This window comes from Desulfonispora thiosulfatigenes DSM 11270 (assembly GCF_900176035.1).
Classification (GTDB): Bacteria; Bacillota; Peptococcia; order Peptococcales; family Desulfonisporaceae; genus Desulfonispora; species Desulfonispora thiosulfatigenes.
Genome location: NZ_FWWT01000005.1, coordinates 37,480 through 51,801 on the forward strand (window position 1 = coordinate 37,480; position 14,322 = coordinate 51,801).

Below are 14,322 nucleotides of genomic sequence, written 5' to 3' on the forward strand. Positions count from 1 at the left end.
GTATATTTTATCTTAAACATTAGAAAGCCTATTAAGGATTGAATCCTTAATAGGCTTTCTAGGTAAAACCTTTAATTTTTAATATCTTTGTTACAGCTGATTACATGGATGCCATTTTTCTACATTCATCTGCACATTGACGGCAAATATCAGCACATTTTTGGCAATGATCATCTTTAAACATCGCACATTCCTGTGCACATTTATCACAAATTTCTGCACAAACCTGACAATGTTGTTTAGAAAATTGACCACTCATAGACATCATACCTACTGACATTTGACACATCTGTGCACATTCCACTAGGGTGCTTACACAATTTTTTCTTTCCTTTAAATCTGGCTCATTTAAACATGCCTCAAAACACTCATAACATGCTCTACTACATTTTGCACATGAATCTATACATGCTTGATACTTATCAGTTTTATTTGTTACGATACCCACTTTAAAACCCCTTTTCCTAAAAATATCTATTACTAGTTTATATTTCTCAATCAAAGGGGTTCTTATACATTATAATTATTTGGTTTCTTCAAAATGCGTGACCTTATTTCTTCCATGATGTTTTGAATAATATAAAGCCTCATCTGCCTCTTGAATTAAAGTTTCGGAGTGGTCGATTTCTTTACTAGCATGCCAGGTTGTAATGCCTAAGCTAATTGTTATTCTTATACTATTATTTTCTTTATTTCTATAATCTTCAATATCCACTCTTAGCCTTTCAGCTATTTCTAACGCACTTTTCTTATCATAATTTTTCAGTAAAATTGCAAATTCTTCTCCTCCATACCTAGTTACTAAAGCATCTCTAGGGGAATTTTCCGTTAGAATCTTTGAAACAGCTTCTAACACTTTGTCGCCCATTAAATGTCCATAGATATCATTAAACTTTTTAAAGTGATCTATATCTAACATAATTAAAGAAATTGACCCTTTTATTTTATTCTTATTTTTAACTATCTCGATTAACTCATTTTTAAAAAAACTTTGTGTGAAGAGTCCCGTAAGTCCGTCTCTGCTTGCTTTTGTATATAGGTTAATATGTTCAAAGGCCAAATCTAGCGCAATTATGCCTAGAAAAAATATGAGCGCATAAACATTTAATTGAAGTCCTAACGGAGAATATTGGCCTATTATTTGAAAATAGATATCATGACTACACATGACCAAAACAATAATGATCCACGGAGTCATTTTTTTAATATAAATATTTTCTTGAAAATAGTCATAAATAACTAAACCAATTATATAAAAAAAATCAGCTGCAAAAATTATAAAATAAAACCTTCGAAAAATATAGTAAGATACTAAATCTTTAAAAAAAATAATGCCAGCTATTATGACTACAACTCTAATTACCATATTTATTTTTTGTGGCCTAAGCACTGATAGTTCTGAAAATTCTCTCATAAATAGCGTGAAAAAAATGGGTATAAAAAACATACTGGAGAATATTATTTTTTGAAAAAGCAAGTAGGAAATTGGAAGAATAGTAATAAAATAATTTCCATAATATATAGCTGTAACGAAACATAATAAGGAAAAATATAAATACTTTTTTAGCTTCTTCATTTTTAGATAAAGAAAACCGAAATAAGCTGATACAGCAAGTAAAATGATCATATTACTAAGATACATATTAATATAGCTAATATCATACAATGCAATTTTTTTCTGTACGTCTTTAGCATTCTCAATGCTTAACGGCTCTTAGGGACCATATTCATACGTACTATGGGTTCGTATTGCGATGATATTTTCTTGACCATATACAATTAATTTCTTTGGAATAAAGTACCCAATTTTTTTATTCCAATTACTAAAAAGGTTATGAGTGTCAGCAATAGTTTTACCAATCAAATTACCATTAAAATATACACTATGGTAATTTGCCATCCTCTGAACATAAAGCATTAAATCTTCTTCCTTTAATTCCTTAGGAATAAAGATCTTCTTTCGAAACCATATCACTTTATTTACCTTTTCTTGTTCTTTTTTTACAATTACATCGGTATATATAAAAGGTGCCTCTTTCCAGGTGCTATCTTCATAATCTGTAATCATAAAATCTGGGGAATCATTTACAGAATATAGCCAATTACCATTCAACGTTATTTTATTTGGAGTATCATCAGACTTGATAGATATATTTATAATAATCAAAATAGATAATAAGAAAATAAAAAGAAGTGATAGTATCCATCCTTTATCTTTCATATCTTTTCCCCCAAATAATACCTTATTAAATAAATAATTTTACTATTAATTAGAAAAACACTACAGATGCTTGCTATTTAGTATATTCCTATGTTTACCATTAGTTCTTAATCTAAAAATTTTCTTAAAAAAGGGGCTACCTCAAAATGAATATTAATTCATTTTGAGGTAGCCCCTTTTACTATTGGTATAACATATACATAACATAATATTTTATTTTATTAAATTTATTTAACTTTTGCTAATTATTATCATAGCTTTTAAGCACATGAATAACCTTGTAACCACGTTCCATCAGAGCCTGTTCAATTTCAGTAGTATTGGAGCTATTTATTCTAATTATAACATCACTTGTACTACCACTACCTTTATAAACTGCAATATGGGATACATTTACGCCAAAAGATTTTAATATGCTAGACATTTCTGAAAGTGATCCAGGCACATCCTTAGCTTCGACAGTTATTCTTGTACCGGCATCTCTAAAGCCTAATAAGTCAATAAAAGCATCAAAAATATCTGTTTCAGTTATAATCCCGACAAGCTTATCGCCTCTCATTACAGGTAAGGCACCGATTCGATTATCCCTCATTAAAATTGCAGCTTCTTCTAAGAGTGCATCTTCTGAAATAGCAATAGGGTTTTTACTCATGGCATCTTTAACAGTTGCTTTAGCTAACAAATAATTAACTTCATAAATACTTAGTGTAGTTGCATTAGACGGGGTTACCTTTTGTAATTCCTTCTCTGTAACAATTCCCACTAACTTTCCACCCTCAAGTACTGGTAGCCTCCTAATTTTATGCTTAGACATTATTTCAAAAGCATCCGTAATAATGTCCTTAGGGGAAATTGTATATGGATTTGCAGTCATTCTACTTTTTACAAACATAATAATCCTCCTTTCTAACCTCCTAAATAAGCTTTCGTCACATCTTCACTTGCTAATAATTCCTTTGAAGTACCACTAAGAACAATTCTACCTGTTTCTATAACATAAGCTCTGTCAGCTATAGATAGAGCCATATTAGCATTTTGTTCTATTAGTAGTATAGTCGTTCCTATTTCATTTATATTCTTAATAATTTTAAATATCTCCATAATGAGTAAAGGTGCAAGTCCCATAGATGGTTCATCTAAAAGTAAAATCTTTGGCTTAGACATAAGAGCACGTCCCATAGCGAGCATCTGTTGCTCTCCTCCTGATAATGTTCCAGCCATCTGTTTGTTTCTCTTTCCCAAAATGGGAAAAAGCTCATAAACATTGTTCATATCCTTACGTATTTCTGCCTTATCACGTCTTAAGTAAGCCCCTAGTTCTAAATTTTCTAGAACAGACATACGTGAAAAAACGCGTCGTCCTTCAGGAACATGAGAAACACCTAAACTAACTCTATCTGGTGCTATAATTTTATTTAATTCTTTGCCATCTAAAGATACTGTACCACCTGAAGGCTTAACAAGTCCAGATATAGTTCCAAGTGTTGATGTCTTACCTGCACCATTTGCTCCGATCAAGGTAACTATTTCACCATCATTAACTGTTAAGGAAATATCTTTTAGAGCGTGAATGACCCCGTAGTGCACATTTACGTTTTTAAGCTCAAGCATTCACTTCGCCTCCCAGATAAGCTTCAATTACTCGTTTGTTTGATTTAATCTCTTCAGGTACCCCAGAGGCAATCAACATCCCATAATCTAAAACATTTATTCTCTCACAAATTTTCATAACTAAAGACATATCATGTTCAATAAGTAAGATAGTTAAATTAAATTCTTCGCGTAGCCATTTAATGCTTTCTGTTAGAGCTGCCGTTTCAGCTGGATTCATTCCTGCAGCCGGTTCATCTAATAATAATAACGAAGGCTTAGTGGCAAGTGCTCTTGCAATTTCCAAATGTCTTTGTTCTCCATAAGATAAGTTTTTTGATAAATCATTTTTTTTGTTATCAAGTTTAAATATTTCCAATAATTCATTAGCCATTTTTAAAAGTTCTTTTTCTTCTCTATAATAAGCGGGAGTATGAATAAAAGATGCTCCCAGGCCATATTTTACATTTTGGTGCATAGCTATTCTCACATTATCTAAAACAGTTAAATCTTTAAAAAGACGTATATTTTGAAAGGTACGTGCTACCCCAAGTTTAGTAATATCATAAGGCTTACGCCCTGCGATACTTTGTTTTTTACCATCTATGTTTAACGTAATACTTCCAGAGGTTGGAACATATACACCAGTTAATAAATTAAAAAGTGTTGTTTTACCTGCTCCATTTGGTCCAATTAGTCCTACTAGTTCTCCCTTTTGTAAATCCATATTTACATTTGAAACAGCAGTTAGACCACCAAAAGATTTCGTTAATTTTTCTACTTGCATTAGTGACATTTTCCCACCTCCTCTTATTCTACCTTAGAAGACTTATTTTTATTAAACATTTTACCCCATTTACCAAATATCTCAAGAGATAATTCTTTTGACCCCATTATTCCTTGTGGTCTATAAAGCATAATAATAATTAATAATAATGAATAGATTATCATTCTAATTGCTGGAAATGCCTGTAAATAGGTAGTAAGAGCTGCTAGTAAAATAGCTGCAATAATAGAACCTGAAAGACTCCCTAATCCCCCTAAAACTACGATTACTAGAAAATCGATTGATTTTAAAAATCCAAAAAGATCAGGTTTTAAGAAATAAAAATAAGAAGCATATAGTCCCCCTGCAATACCAGCAAAAAATGCGCCCATTGCAAAGGCTATAATTTTATATTTAGTTGTATTAATACCCATAGATTCAGATGCAATCTCATCTTCTCTGATTGAAATACACGCACGTCCATGAGAAGAATTAATAAAATTGCTTATGATTAAAATGGTTCCCGCTGTAAAAATAAACATCCATACCCAATTTGTGTATTGTGGTATCCCACTAAGCCCTGCAGCACCATTAGTAATCTCTAAGTTTAAAAAAACAATACGGATAATTTCAGCTAACCCTAAGGTTGCAATAGCTAAATAGTCTCCCTTTAATCTAAGGGTCGGTATTCCAACTAAAAAACCTACAAAAGACGCTAAAATAGCACCTGCAAATAAACCAATTAAAAAACCAACAATGGAATCAAATTCTAAAGAAATAATAGCGCAGGTATAAGCTCCGATAGCCATAAAACCTGCATGACCAAGTGATAATTGTCCAGTAAAGCCTACCACTAAATTAAGGCTAACTGCCATAATAATATTAATACAAATAAGAGCCAAAGTAACTTGTAAATAATCATTAATAATATTTAATGAAATCAGTACTTGCACAATTGCAAAGGTGGCAAGAAGCAAGACTGGTTTTGTCATATTTTTTAATATATGCTTCATAATCTACACCTTTTCTTTCGTATTTTTTCCTAATAGACCCGCAGGCTTGATAATTAAAACTAATATTAATATTGAAAATACAACTGCATCTTTTAACATAGAATTTCCATACCCAGAAACTAAAGTTTCAGCCACTCCAATAAAATATCCTCCTAGCATAGCACCTGGAATAATCCCTATACCACCAAATACTGCGGCAACAAAGGCCTTAAGCCCCGGCATAATTCCCATTAAAGGATCGATTGAATTATAATAAATACCAACTAACACACCTGCTGCCCCTGCTAAGGCAGAACCTATAGCAAATGTATATGATATAGTTCTATCAACTTTAATTCCCATGAGTTGGGCAGCATCAGCGTCAATAGAAACAGCTCTCATAGCCTTTCCGACTTTTGTTTTATGCACAATAAATTGTAGTAAAAGCATTAAAACGATTGTTATCAATATAATATAAATTTGTTGCATATTAATTATTACTTCACCTAAGTGAAAGGTTTTATCCGTAAGTACATTAGGATAAGAACGTACCGTAGGACCAGCCACAAACATAGTACTGTATTCTAAAAATAAAGATACACCTATAGCTGTAATTAAAGCAGCAATTCTTGTTGCATTACGAAGAGGTTTATATGCTATTCTTTCAATTGCAACACCAAGAACAGAACAAACAACCATTGCTAGTACTAAAGCAGGAAAAAAACCCACATTTCCATATGTAATAGCAGCAAATCCTACATAAGCTCCTATCATATAAATATCTCCATGTGCAAAGTTAATTAAATTAATAATACCATAAACCATTGTATAACCAAGAGCAATTAGTGCATATATACTACCTAAAGAGACACCATTTATTAACTGTTGCAAAAATTGGTCCAATTGTAAAACACCTCCTGATGACTTATATTAAACAAACAAGTTAGAGCCTAAGCCCTAACTTGTTTATTTAACTTGTTAAATGATAACTTAAGGTCCAACTTTCACACTAGAAGCTTGAACTCCATCTTTAAGTTCAATTACAACTATTGCTTTAACAGGGTTATGGTTTTCGTCCATGCTAAATGATCCAGTTACACCTGTAAAATCTTTAGTAGCAGCAAGTGCATCTTTGATTGCTTCTGGATCATTTGATCCAGCACGTTTTACTGCATCAGCAATGAACTTACCAAGGTCATATCCTAATGCATTGAATGCATCTGGATCTTTTTTATATTTATCTTTAAAGTTTTTGATGAAATCCACAACGACTGGGTCTTGGTCTAAAGATGAATAGTGATTAGAAAAATAAACACTATTTAAAGCTTCAGCACCAGCAAGTTCTAATAATTTTGGTGAATCTAATCCATCAGCTCCTAAAATAGGTGCTGTAATTCCTAAATTACGTGCTTGTTTAATTAAAAGACCAGCTTCTTCATAATATCCTGGTAAAAAGATAACATCATATTCTTGATTTTTAACACTAGTTAGAATTGCATTAAAGTCTTTTTCTTTTGCTATGTAACCTTCTTCCGCTACAATAGTTCCACCACCATCAGTAAAAGTTGCTCTAAAGTTTTCTGCAAGTCCTTTAGCATAGTCACTAGAGTTGTCTTTAATGATTACAGCCGTCTTCGCCTCTAAGTTACGAGCAGCAAAGTTTGCCATTGCAGTTCCTTGGAAAGAATCACTAAAGCAAAGTCTAAAAACATATTCCTTAGCACTGCCTGGTACAATTTTACCATTTTTATCAAGCTTAACTGTTACATCATCTGCTGTAGCAGAAGCAGAAACCATTGGAATTTTATTTTTCATTGCTACAGGTTCTTGAGCTTTAAAGTTACCAGATGTAGCAGGTCCTAAAACTGCAACTACTTTATCATTAGTCATAAGTTTAGTTGCAGTAGAAGTTGCTTCAGCTGGTTCTGATTTATTGTCATACTCAATAGGCTCGATCATTTTTCCGTCAATCCCGCCAGCAGCATTGATTTCATCAAAAGCCATTTTAATTCCATCAACAGAACTTTGACCATATGAAGCTACTCCACCAGATAATTCATAGTTAATACCAATTTTAACTGTTTTGTCGCCTTCTCCATCTTTTTCAGCTGCAGGTTTTTCATTACTGCAACCTACTAAAGCACCAGCAAGAAGTACTAAAACTAACATAATGCTAAATAGTTTGTTCTTGAACATAGATAAATCCTCCTCTGTGAAATTTTAATAGTGTATTAATTAACTATCACTATTATATATTAGTTTTTTAATTTCAACAATAGTTGAAAATATATTCTGAATATAAATTTATTTAAAGCATCTAATCTTCGCTATTCTACTCATTTTTATCCTTTAATGCGTGTTTTTCCGACTTTGTTTTATAATTATTCTATACTAGTACACCTTGTATATTAATATTTGACTTATATATTCATTCTGTTATATATTACATTTAAATTGACATAGTTACTGTTTAACTATTTTGGTTAGTGTAAGACCTATTTTATGTTTTCACTGAGTTCGTTAATTTAATATCTACTTTGTGTTTTTAATCTTAGTTATCGAAAAAACATTTGTTAGCAATCAAGATAATTTAGAATTTATGACACAAAAAAACAGACCCTTTTGAACTGCTCTACCTTCTAATTGAAGAGCATAACTTTAGGTCTGCTTTTTAATATTCTTATTTTTTTATTTTACAGGTCCAATCGGCAAAACTGTTTTACCATATACTTCATTTATCACCTGAGCTAGAGCCGTATAAATAGCTGAAAATCCACAAACTATTCCTTCATAACCTGCAATCATTTTAATTGTTTCATTACCTGTAAAATCTCCTAAAGCAAGAAGAAAAAACAAAATTGTTAACGTTCCAAAAACTACTTGTAACGCTTTAGTAATTTTAAGGGTTCCGATAAACATAACAAAGGTAAATAATCCCCACATAAAAAGATATGTTGCCATTGCAAGGTCATCTGCTGCTTCTGCCCAACCTAGTCGTGGCATTACCAGAAGACCAACTAATGTAAGCCAAAAGAATCCATAAGAAATAAAAGCTGTTGTTGCAAATGTGTTATTCTTCTTCCATTCCATAATACCAGCAATTATTTGGGCAAACCCACCATAAAATATACCCATTGCTAAAATCATCGCACTAAGAGGAAAAAATCCCGCATTATGAACATTAAGTAAAACTGTGGTCATACCAAAAGCCAATAATCCTAGTGGGGCTGGATTTGCCGTTTGATCCTTTAAACTGGCAATTATCATACCCTTATCATCTTTCTTCATTAACTTACCTCCATTATGATATTTTATATTTTTAACCTTGAGTCAAAGTGCGCTTTAAAAATTCTCTAGTTCGCACTTCTTTTGGGTTATTAAATATTTGTTCTGGTTTACCTTCTTCTGCTATAACACCCTTGTCCATAAACACAACCCGATCAGCTACATCTTTTGCAAAGCCCATTTCATGAGTTACAATTAACATCGTAAGACCAATTTCAGCCAGTTCCTTCATTACCTTTAGAACTTCTCCTACCATTTCAGGATCAAGAGCTGATGTTGGCTCATCAAATAGCATTACATCAGGATCCATAGAAAGGGCTCTAGCAATTGCTACACGTTGCTTTTGACCACCTGATAATTGTCTAGGTTTAGCATTAATATATTGCTCCATTCCCACCACTTTAAGGTATTTCATTGCTACCTCTTCGGCTTCTTCTTTAGAACGTTTCAATACTTTCATTTGACCTACAACACAATTACTTAAAGCATTATGATTATTAAATAAATTAAACTGTTGAAACACCATCCCAAGTTTTGTCCGATAAGCATAAATATCATGTTTATCATCTAATATATTTTCTCCCTGATAGATGATTTGACCACCACTTGGCTTTTCTAAAAGGTTTACACACCGAAGAAGGGTAGATTTGCCAGATCCAGATGATCCAATGATGCACACTACTTCACCTTTTTTTACTGAAAAATTAATATCTTTTAATACTTCATGAGATCCAAAGGATTTGCTTAGATGTTGAATATCAATTATCTTTTCCAAATTTTCTCCTCCTTCGTTTAATATTTGTTTTTATTTCCTTGATTCTTACGCACCTTATCTTCAGGTCTTTGTACTTGCATTTGATTTCCGCTCATAATGTAATTATCAGGACCATCTAATTTTTTCTCTATAAAACGTAAAATTCTTGTTACTGTAAAAGTCATTACAAAATAAAGGATACACGCCACAAAAAACGATTCAAAATATCTAAAGTTATTACCCGCAATTGATTTTGTTTGGAAAAATAACTCAGTTACCGAAATTACATTAAGCACAGAAGTATCTTTTATGTTAATTACAAACTCATTTCCAGTTGCTGGCAAAATGTTACGAATTACTTGTGGTAAAACTACATTAAACATAGTTTGTAGATGATTCATACCAATAGCATGAGCAGCTTCAAACTGTCCTTTGTCCACAGAAACTATACCGCCACGCACAATCTCAGACATATATGCTCCTGTATTAATAGAAACAATAAAAATAGCTGCTACTAATCTATCTACATCTATTCCAAAAGCTAATGCTGAACCATAATAAATTACCATGGCTTGTACAATCATAGGAGTTCCACGGAAAAATTCTATATAAAAAGATAAAAGACCATTAACTATTTTAAACGTTATTCTTTTTATTCCTTGTTCAGGCATAGGGATAGTACGTATAACCCCTATTAAAAGACCAATGATGGATCCCAAAATTGTACCAACTATGGAAATTAAGAGAGTCACACCAGCTCCGCGAATGAACATTGGTCCATTTTCTGAAATAATTCTAAGTATCCATTCTAAGGACATATTTTTACCTCCATCATAAGCATTATGAAACCGACTGCATATGACGCACTCGGTTTCAAATAATCATTATTGAGCTGCTGGTTGATTCTTTATAGCAGTATCCATAATTTGTGTACGTTCTTCTTGTGAAATTTCTGCTAAAATCTTATTAATTTTTTCTGTTAATTCACTACCCTTTTTTACTCCTACTGCGATTGCTGTATCATCATCAGATGTAGTAAATCCATCCTTAAATTCTACCATTGCATATTTTTCATTTGCATTAGTTGCACTAACTCCTTCAGGACGTTCTGATACATAACCATCAATAACACCTGATTCAAGAGCAACTCTCATTGCTGGGAAGTTATCCATTGCCGTCCCCTTTTTCACATCCTTAATTTGGTCAATTACAGAATAATGAAAAGTATTTAATTGAGCTGTTACCTTTGCTCCTTTAAAGTCTTGGATAGAAGTTGCTTTTTCAAATTCTCCGCCTTTTTTAACAACCATGACTAAATCTGATTTATAGTAATTATCGGAAAAGTCAATTGTCTCTTTACGTTCAGCTGTTGGTGACATACCTGCAATAATTACATCAATTTTACCTGATGTTAATGCTGGCACTAAACCATCCCATTCAGTTTTCACAATAACTAATTCTTTATTTAAACCTTTAGCAAGCTTTTTAGCAATTTCTACATCATATCCACCTGCATATTCAGCATTGCCATCAATTTTAACACCATCATTTGAGTCATTCATTTGTGTCCAGTTAAAAGGGGCATATCCACATTCAAGACCAACTTTTAAGGTATCAGTTTCCCCTTCAGTAGTAGTTTGTTCTGCATCATTGTTAGAACCACATCCTGCTAGTAACATCACAAATGTTAAAGATATAGCTACTAGTAATAATAATTTTCTTTTCATTCAATTCTCTCCTCCTAATATTAATAATTTAATATACCATTTCGAACCTTATAAGACCATTCTCTTAAGAAATTTACCTATTTAAAATTTCCTAAAGATTCTTTACTCTAACGATTAATTTATCATTATTTCTATATGATTTCAAGTATAATCTGATATATTCTGACTTATTTCGTTGTAAATTTTACCCAGGTAAAAAAATCCTTCTAACCTTAAGCTAGAAGGATTTTTGTTTACAATCATTTTAGTCTATAAGTTATATACCCTTTATAGTCTATTACGTCTACTTGCTCATCTTTTTTCAAATCACTAATAATTTCATCAATATTGGTGCATTCACGTGATTTCAAAAACTCTTCAATTTCAAATTGATTCATAGGATGACGCTTAATTATACTTAATATTGCTTTCAGGTCATCCTTAATTTCACTTTGAAACCCTAGTGATTTAAGTAGATCTATTGATATTCCACCCAGTTTTTCTACTGCATATAACATTTTTTCAGAATTAATTTCTTTAACATAGGATTCAGCTGGAGGCCTCACAGGAGTATTTAAATAAAGTCTATCATATTTAATGTTATTTAGTAATTTAGCATAGTTATTTAGAGCCTCTTCATCATCATTAACTTCATCAATGAGCATAATCTCTAGCCAAAGCTGACCTTCGTATTTTTCTGAAAATGTCACTAATCCCTTATATACTTCATCATAATTTAGTTTACCATAAGGTCTATTGATTTTTCGATATGTAGTATTGTCATAAGCATCCATTGAAGGTAAAACTATATCAGCCTTACTTAATTCTAATTGTACATTTTCATCATATAGTAATGCAGCATTTGTAATTACCGCTACTGGTTTATCGGTTCGTTTTTTGATTTCAGAGATAAGATCACCCAGACCTAAATATAGCGTAGGCTCTCCTTCCCCGACAATGGTAACTACATCAAAATTGGGACTATTTGCTATTGTCTCTTCGAATTCTGCGATTATGTCTTGCACAGGATAAAACATTTGCCTTGTATTAGCTAAGTTATATGTTTTTCCAAGTTGACAATAGGTACACGCATAATTACAAGTTTTCTTAGGAATAGGGCTAACCCCTAGAGACAGACCCATTCTTCTAGAAGGCACAGATCCAAAGATATATTTCATTTCTTTCATTAAGACACCCTCCTTATCTCCTTTTGAGTTATAGATCTTAGCCTTTTACTTTAAAACACAAAAAACAGGATAAACTTATAATCTTATTTTATTTGCATTTTACAGAAAAAAATAAAATGAATTCAAAAGATAGTCTTGCTCATACTTAAGAGTTAGTTTCCATAAAAAGTTTTTAATTGTTTTGATTTTTACCTTACCCTGTTTATATTTTTCTATATTTTTCAAAAAGGAATCCTTTTCTTGTTTTGTCACAATTTTTTTAAAATATCCCCATACATGAAGAGCTGAATTAAGCAAATCTCCTGGTATAGGCTCCTTTTCTAAAGCACCTTCGATAAGATTATAAAAGGCTACTACAGGATAATCGGATTTATTTTTCAGTAAATGTCTAATTTCGGTATAATTTACAGGTGCATATTCTAAAACAGTATATTTATATCTACTCCACTCTTCTTCCAATCTCTTAATTTTCTTACTAGATGAAATACTATTAATACACTTAATAGCTGATAAATTTTTATCCTTCACTTCTAACATTATATCGATATCTTTATCTTCTAAGTTTGTATAAAATTGCAAAAATTCAATAATCCTAATAGTTTTAGAGTGTGATCCTGCTTTTTTTAAAGGATCTTGCTGCGAATAATGAATTTTTTGTTTTCCGTCTTTTTCCTGCCATGTTTTATTACATTCCCTTATCCAGTAACTATCGGTTTCTATAAGTTCCGGTGAGTTAATTGCATTATGCAAATTATCATAAATAACCGGAATCTTAAGTTTATTTCCAATATTTAATACCTCTTCTATTGTATATGATTTATCATCATTTTCAATTACCAAGCGTTGTTTTACATTATCCTCTAAGAGACGATAATTTGAGATAAATCGTTCAGTAGCAAGTTTTTTATCATTATAGACGCCACCTATATGGAGAATAATTTTACTACTAGCATCCATATCAAGACTATCTAGCACCCGTGCATGGTAATTTAAATCAGCTATTGCTCTTTCTACTACCTCTTCACTAGGCGAGTTTAATACCGTATACTGACCAGGATGCATCGAAACCCTAATACCATTACTTTTAATTTTTTCACCTATTCTTTTAAAATGAGGGGCAAATTCTTCCCACCAAGAAAGGGTATTAGCCATACTTGAACCAAATGGGATTATATCAGAACTAATTCTAAATAACTTAATCTTATTTTTAATATTGTACTCAATAATGTTTTCTAATGAAGTTAAATTATGTTTAATTAATTCTGACAATTTATCAGTGGTTGCATTTTTAAGTAAACAATTTTTTTGATCCGTATTTAAAACTCCCATTGTTAAGCAAGCATAACCAATACTCATCCTAATCACCCTTCTTATTTTACTTAGTGAGTGTAATCAATAAATCTAATTGATTCTCCTACCTTTTTTCTAATGGCTTCTTTAATTTTTTCAGCATGAGGGCAAGGGAAATCAAACGGATTGCCTTTTGTAATACATGAACCAAAAGCAATCGTATCTGCTCCTCTTTTAACCATTTCAGCAGCTCTAGATACTGCTTTTTTTCCTGGACACCCACCACAGCTGTTTATTCCAATTAATTCAATATCCTCTTCCACACCTTCAAAAGCAAGTGTTTTGGTGTTCATAACCTTAATACATGTAGTTGCTGGGCAATGATCTTCTGTTTGCATACATCTTATTAATCCTACCTTCACTTCATACACCCCTTAATGTTATTAATTTTTGTTATTTAATTAAAATCACTTCTTACATTTTATTTTACGCTATTACTAGCATATGTCAATAATGGCGTGCTACTACTTT

At 31.9% G+C, this 14,322-nt stretch carries 16 protein-coding genes; all 16 read right to left on the reverse strand.

The window, feature by feature from the left end; all coding sequences use genetic code 11:
* Positions 1–100: 100 nt before the first annotated feature.
* Positions 101–448, reverse strand: coding sequence for a four-helix bundle copper-binding protein (locus B8965_RS00215; RefSeq protein ID WP_084051855.1), 348 nt, complete (start codon positions 446–448; stop codon positions 101–103).
* Between the two features lie 75 nt (positions 449–523).
* Positions 524–1,642: a diguanylate cyclase gene (locus B8965_RS00220; protein ID WP_143334174.1), complete on the reverse strand. Its 1,119-nt coding sequence runs from the start codon at positions 1,640–1,642 to the stop codon at positions 524–526.
* 72 nt (positions 1,643–1,714) lie between these two features.
* A complete protein-coding gene (locus B8965_RS00225; RefSeq protein WP_084051857.1) occupies positions 1,715–2,221 on the reverse strand; it encodes a beta galactosidase jelly roll domain-containing protein in 507 nt (168 codons plus the stop codon).
* 241 nt (positions 2,222–2,462) lie between these two features.
* Positions 2,463–3,113, reverse strand: coding sequence for a CBS and ACT domain-containing protein (locus B8965_RS00230; RefSeq protein WP_084051858.1), 651 nt, complete (start codon positions 3,111–3,113; stop codon positions 2,463–2,465).
* Positions 3,114–3,127: 14 nt separating this feature from the next.
* Positions 3,128–3,832, reverse strand: a complete 705-nt coding sequence (locus B8965_RS00235) for an ABC transporter ATP-binding protein (RefSeq protein WP_084051859.1) — start codon at positions 3,830–3,832, stop codon at positions 3,128–3,130.
* On the reverse strand, positions 3,825–4,607 hold the full coding sequence (locus B8965_RS00240; protein ID WP_084051860.1) for an ABC transporter ATP-binding protein: 783 nt from the start codon (positions 4,605–4,607) through the stop codon (positions 3,825–3,827). Before B8965_RS00240 ends, B8965_RS00235 begins: the two co-directional genes overlap by 8 nt.
* A 14-nt stretch (positions 4,608–4,621) precedes the next feature.
* A complete protein-coding gene (locus B8965_RS00245; protein ID WP_084051861.1) occupies positions 4,622–5,590 on the reverse strand; it encodes a branched-chain amino acid ABC transporter permease in 969 nt (322 codons plus the stop codon).
* Positions 5,591–5,593: 3 nt separating this feature from the next.
* Positions 5,594–6,472: a branched-chain amino acid ABC transporter permease gene (locus B8965_RS00250; protein ID WP_084051862.1), complete on the reverse strand. Its 879-nt coding sequence runs from the start codon at positions 6,470–6,472 to the stop codon at positions 5,594–5,596.
* A gap of 87 nt (positions 6,473–6,559) precedes the next feature.
* The gene (locus B8965_RS00255; RefSeq protein ID WP_084051863.1) at positions 6,560–7,765 is read right to left on the reverse strand and encodes an ABC transporter substrate-binding protein; all 1,206 of its coding nucleotides are present in this window, start codon (positions 7,763–7,765) and stop codon (positions 6,560–6,562) included.
* Positions 7,766–8,257: 492 nt separating this feature from the next.
* A complete protein-coding gene (locus B8965_RS00260) occupies positions 8,258–8,857 on the reverse strand; it encodes an acetate uptake transporter (protein ID WP_084051864.1) in 600 nt (199 codons plus the stop codon).
* A gap of 31 nt (positions 8,858–8,888) precedes the next feature.
* A complete protein-coding gene (locus B8965_RS00265) occupies positions 8,889–9,629 on the reverse strand; it encodes an amino acid ABC transporter ATP-binding protein (RefSeq protein ID WP_084051865.1) in 741 nt (246 codons plus the stop codon).
* Positions 9,630–9,646: 17 nt separating this feature from the next.
* Complete coding sequence (locus B8965_RS00270; RefSeq protein WP_084051866.1) at positions 9,647–10,426, reverse strand: amino acid ABC transporter permease; 780 nt, start codon at positions 10,424–10,426, stop codon at positions 9,647–9,649.
* Positions 10,427–10,492: 66 nt separating this feature from the next.
* The gene (locus B8965_RS00275) at positions 10,493–11,335 is read right to left on the reverse strand and encodes a transporter substrate-binding domain-containing protein (protein ID WP_084051867.1); all 843 of its coding nucleotides are present in this window, start codon (positions 11,333–11,335) and stop codon (positions 10,493–10,495) included.
* 239 nt (positions 11,336–11,574) lie between these two features.
* The gene (locus B8965_RS00280) at positions 11,575–12,501 is read right to left on the reverse strand and encodes a radical SAM protein (protein WP_084051868.1); all 927 of its coding nucleotides are present in this window, start codon (positions 12,499–12,501) and stop codon (positions 11,575–11,577) included.
* 99 nt (positions 12,502–12,600) lie between these two features.
* Entirely contained in the window at positions 12,601–13,857 is a 1,257-nt protein-coding gene (gene uvsE / locus B8965_RS00285) for a UV DNA damage repair endonuclease UvsE (protein WP_084051869.1), read from the reverse strand.
* A gap of 23 nt (positions 13,858–13,880) precedes the next feature.
* Entirely contained in the window at positions 13,881–14,213 is a 333-nt protein-coding gene (locus tag B8965_RS00290) for a CGGC domain-containing protein (protein WP_084051870.1), read from the reverse strand.
* Between the last annotated feature and the right edge of the window lie 109 nt (positions 14,214–14,322).

Bases quoted from the DNA above. Each gene is read 5' to 3' on its own strand.
- B8965_RS00220 (WP_143334174.1), bottom strand. From the start codon at position 1,642: ATGTATCTTAGTAATATGATCATTTTACTTGCTGTATCAGCTTATTTC.
- B8965_RS00225 (WP_084051857.1), bottom strand. From the start codon at position 2,221: ATGAAAGATAAAGGATGGATACTATCACTTCTTTTTATTTTCTTATTA.
- B8965_RS00230 (WP_084051858.1), bottom strand. From the start codon at position 3,113: ATGTTTGTAAAAAGTAGAATGACTGCAAATCCATATACAATTTCCCCT.
- B8965_RS00235 (WP_084051859.1), bottom strand. From the start codon at position 3,832: ATGCTTGAGCTTAAAAACGTAAATGTGCACTACGGGGTCATTCACGCT.
- B8965_RS00240 (WP_084051860.1), bottom strand. From the start codon at position 4,607: ATGTCACTAATGCAAGTAGAAAAATTAACGAAATCTTTTGGTGGTCTA.
- B8965_RS00245 (WP_084051861.1), bottom strand. From the start codon at position 5,590: ATGAAGCATATATTAAAAAATATGACAAAACCAGTCTTGCTTCTTGCC.
- B8965_RS00255 (WP_084051863.1), bottom strand. From the start codon at position 7,765: ATGTTCAAGAACAAACTATTTAGCATTATGTTAGTTTTAGTACTTCTT.
- B8965_RS00260 (WP_084051864.1), bottom strand. From the start codon at position 8,857: ATGAAGAAAGATGATAAGGGTATGATAATTGCCAGTTTAAAGGATCAA.
- B8965_RS00270 (WP_084051866.1), bottom strand. From the start codon at position 10,426: ATGTCCTTAGAATGGATACTTAGAATTATTTCAGAAAATGGACCAATG.
- B8965_RS00275 (WP_084051867.1), bottom strand. From the start codon at position 11,335: ATGAAAAGAAAATTATTATTACTAGTAGCTATATCTTTAACATTTGTG.
- B8965_RS00280 (WP_084051868.1), bottom strand. From the start codon at position 12,501: ATGAAAGAAATGAAATATATCTTTGGATCTGTGCCTTCTAGAAGAATG.
- uvsE (WP_084051869.1), bottom strand. From the start codon at position 13,857: ATGAGTATTGGTTATGCTTGCTTAACAATGGGAGTTTTAAATACGGAT.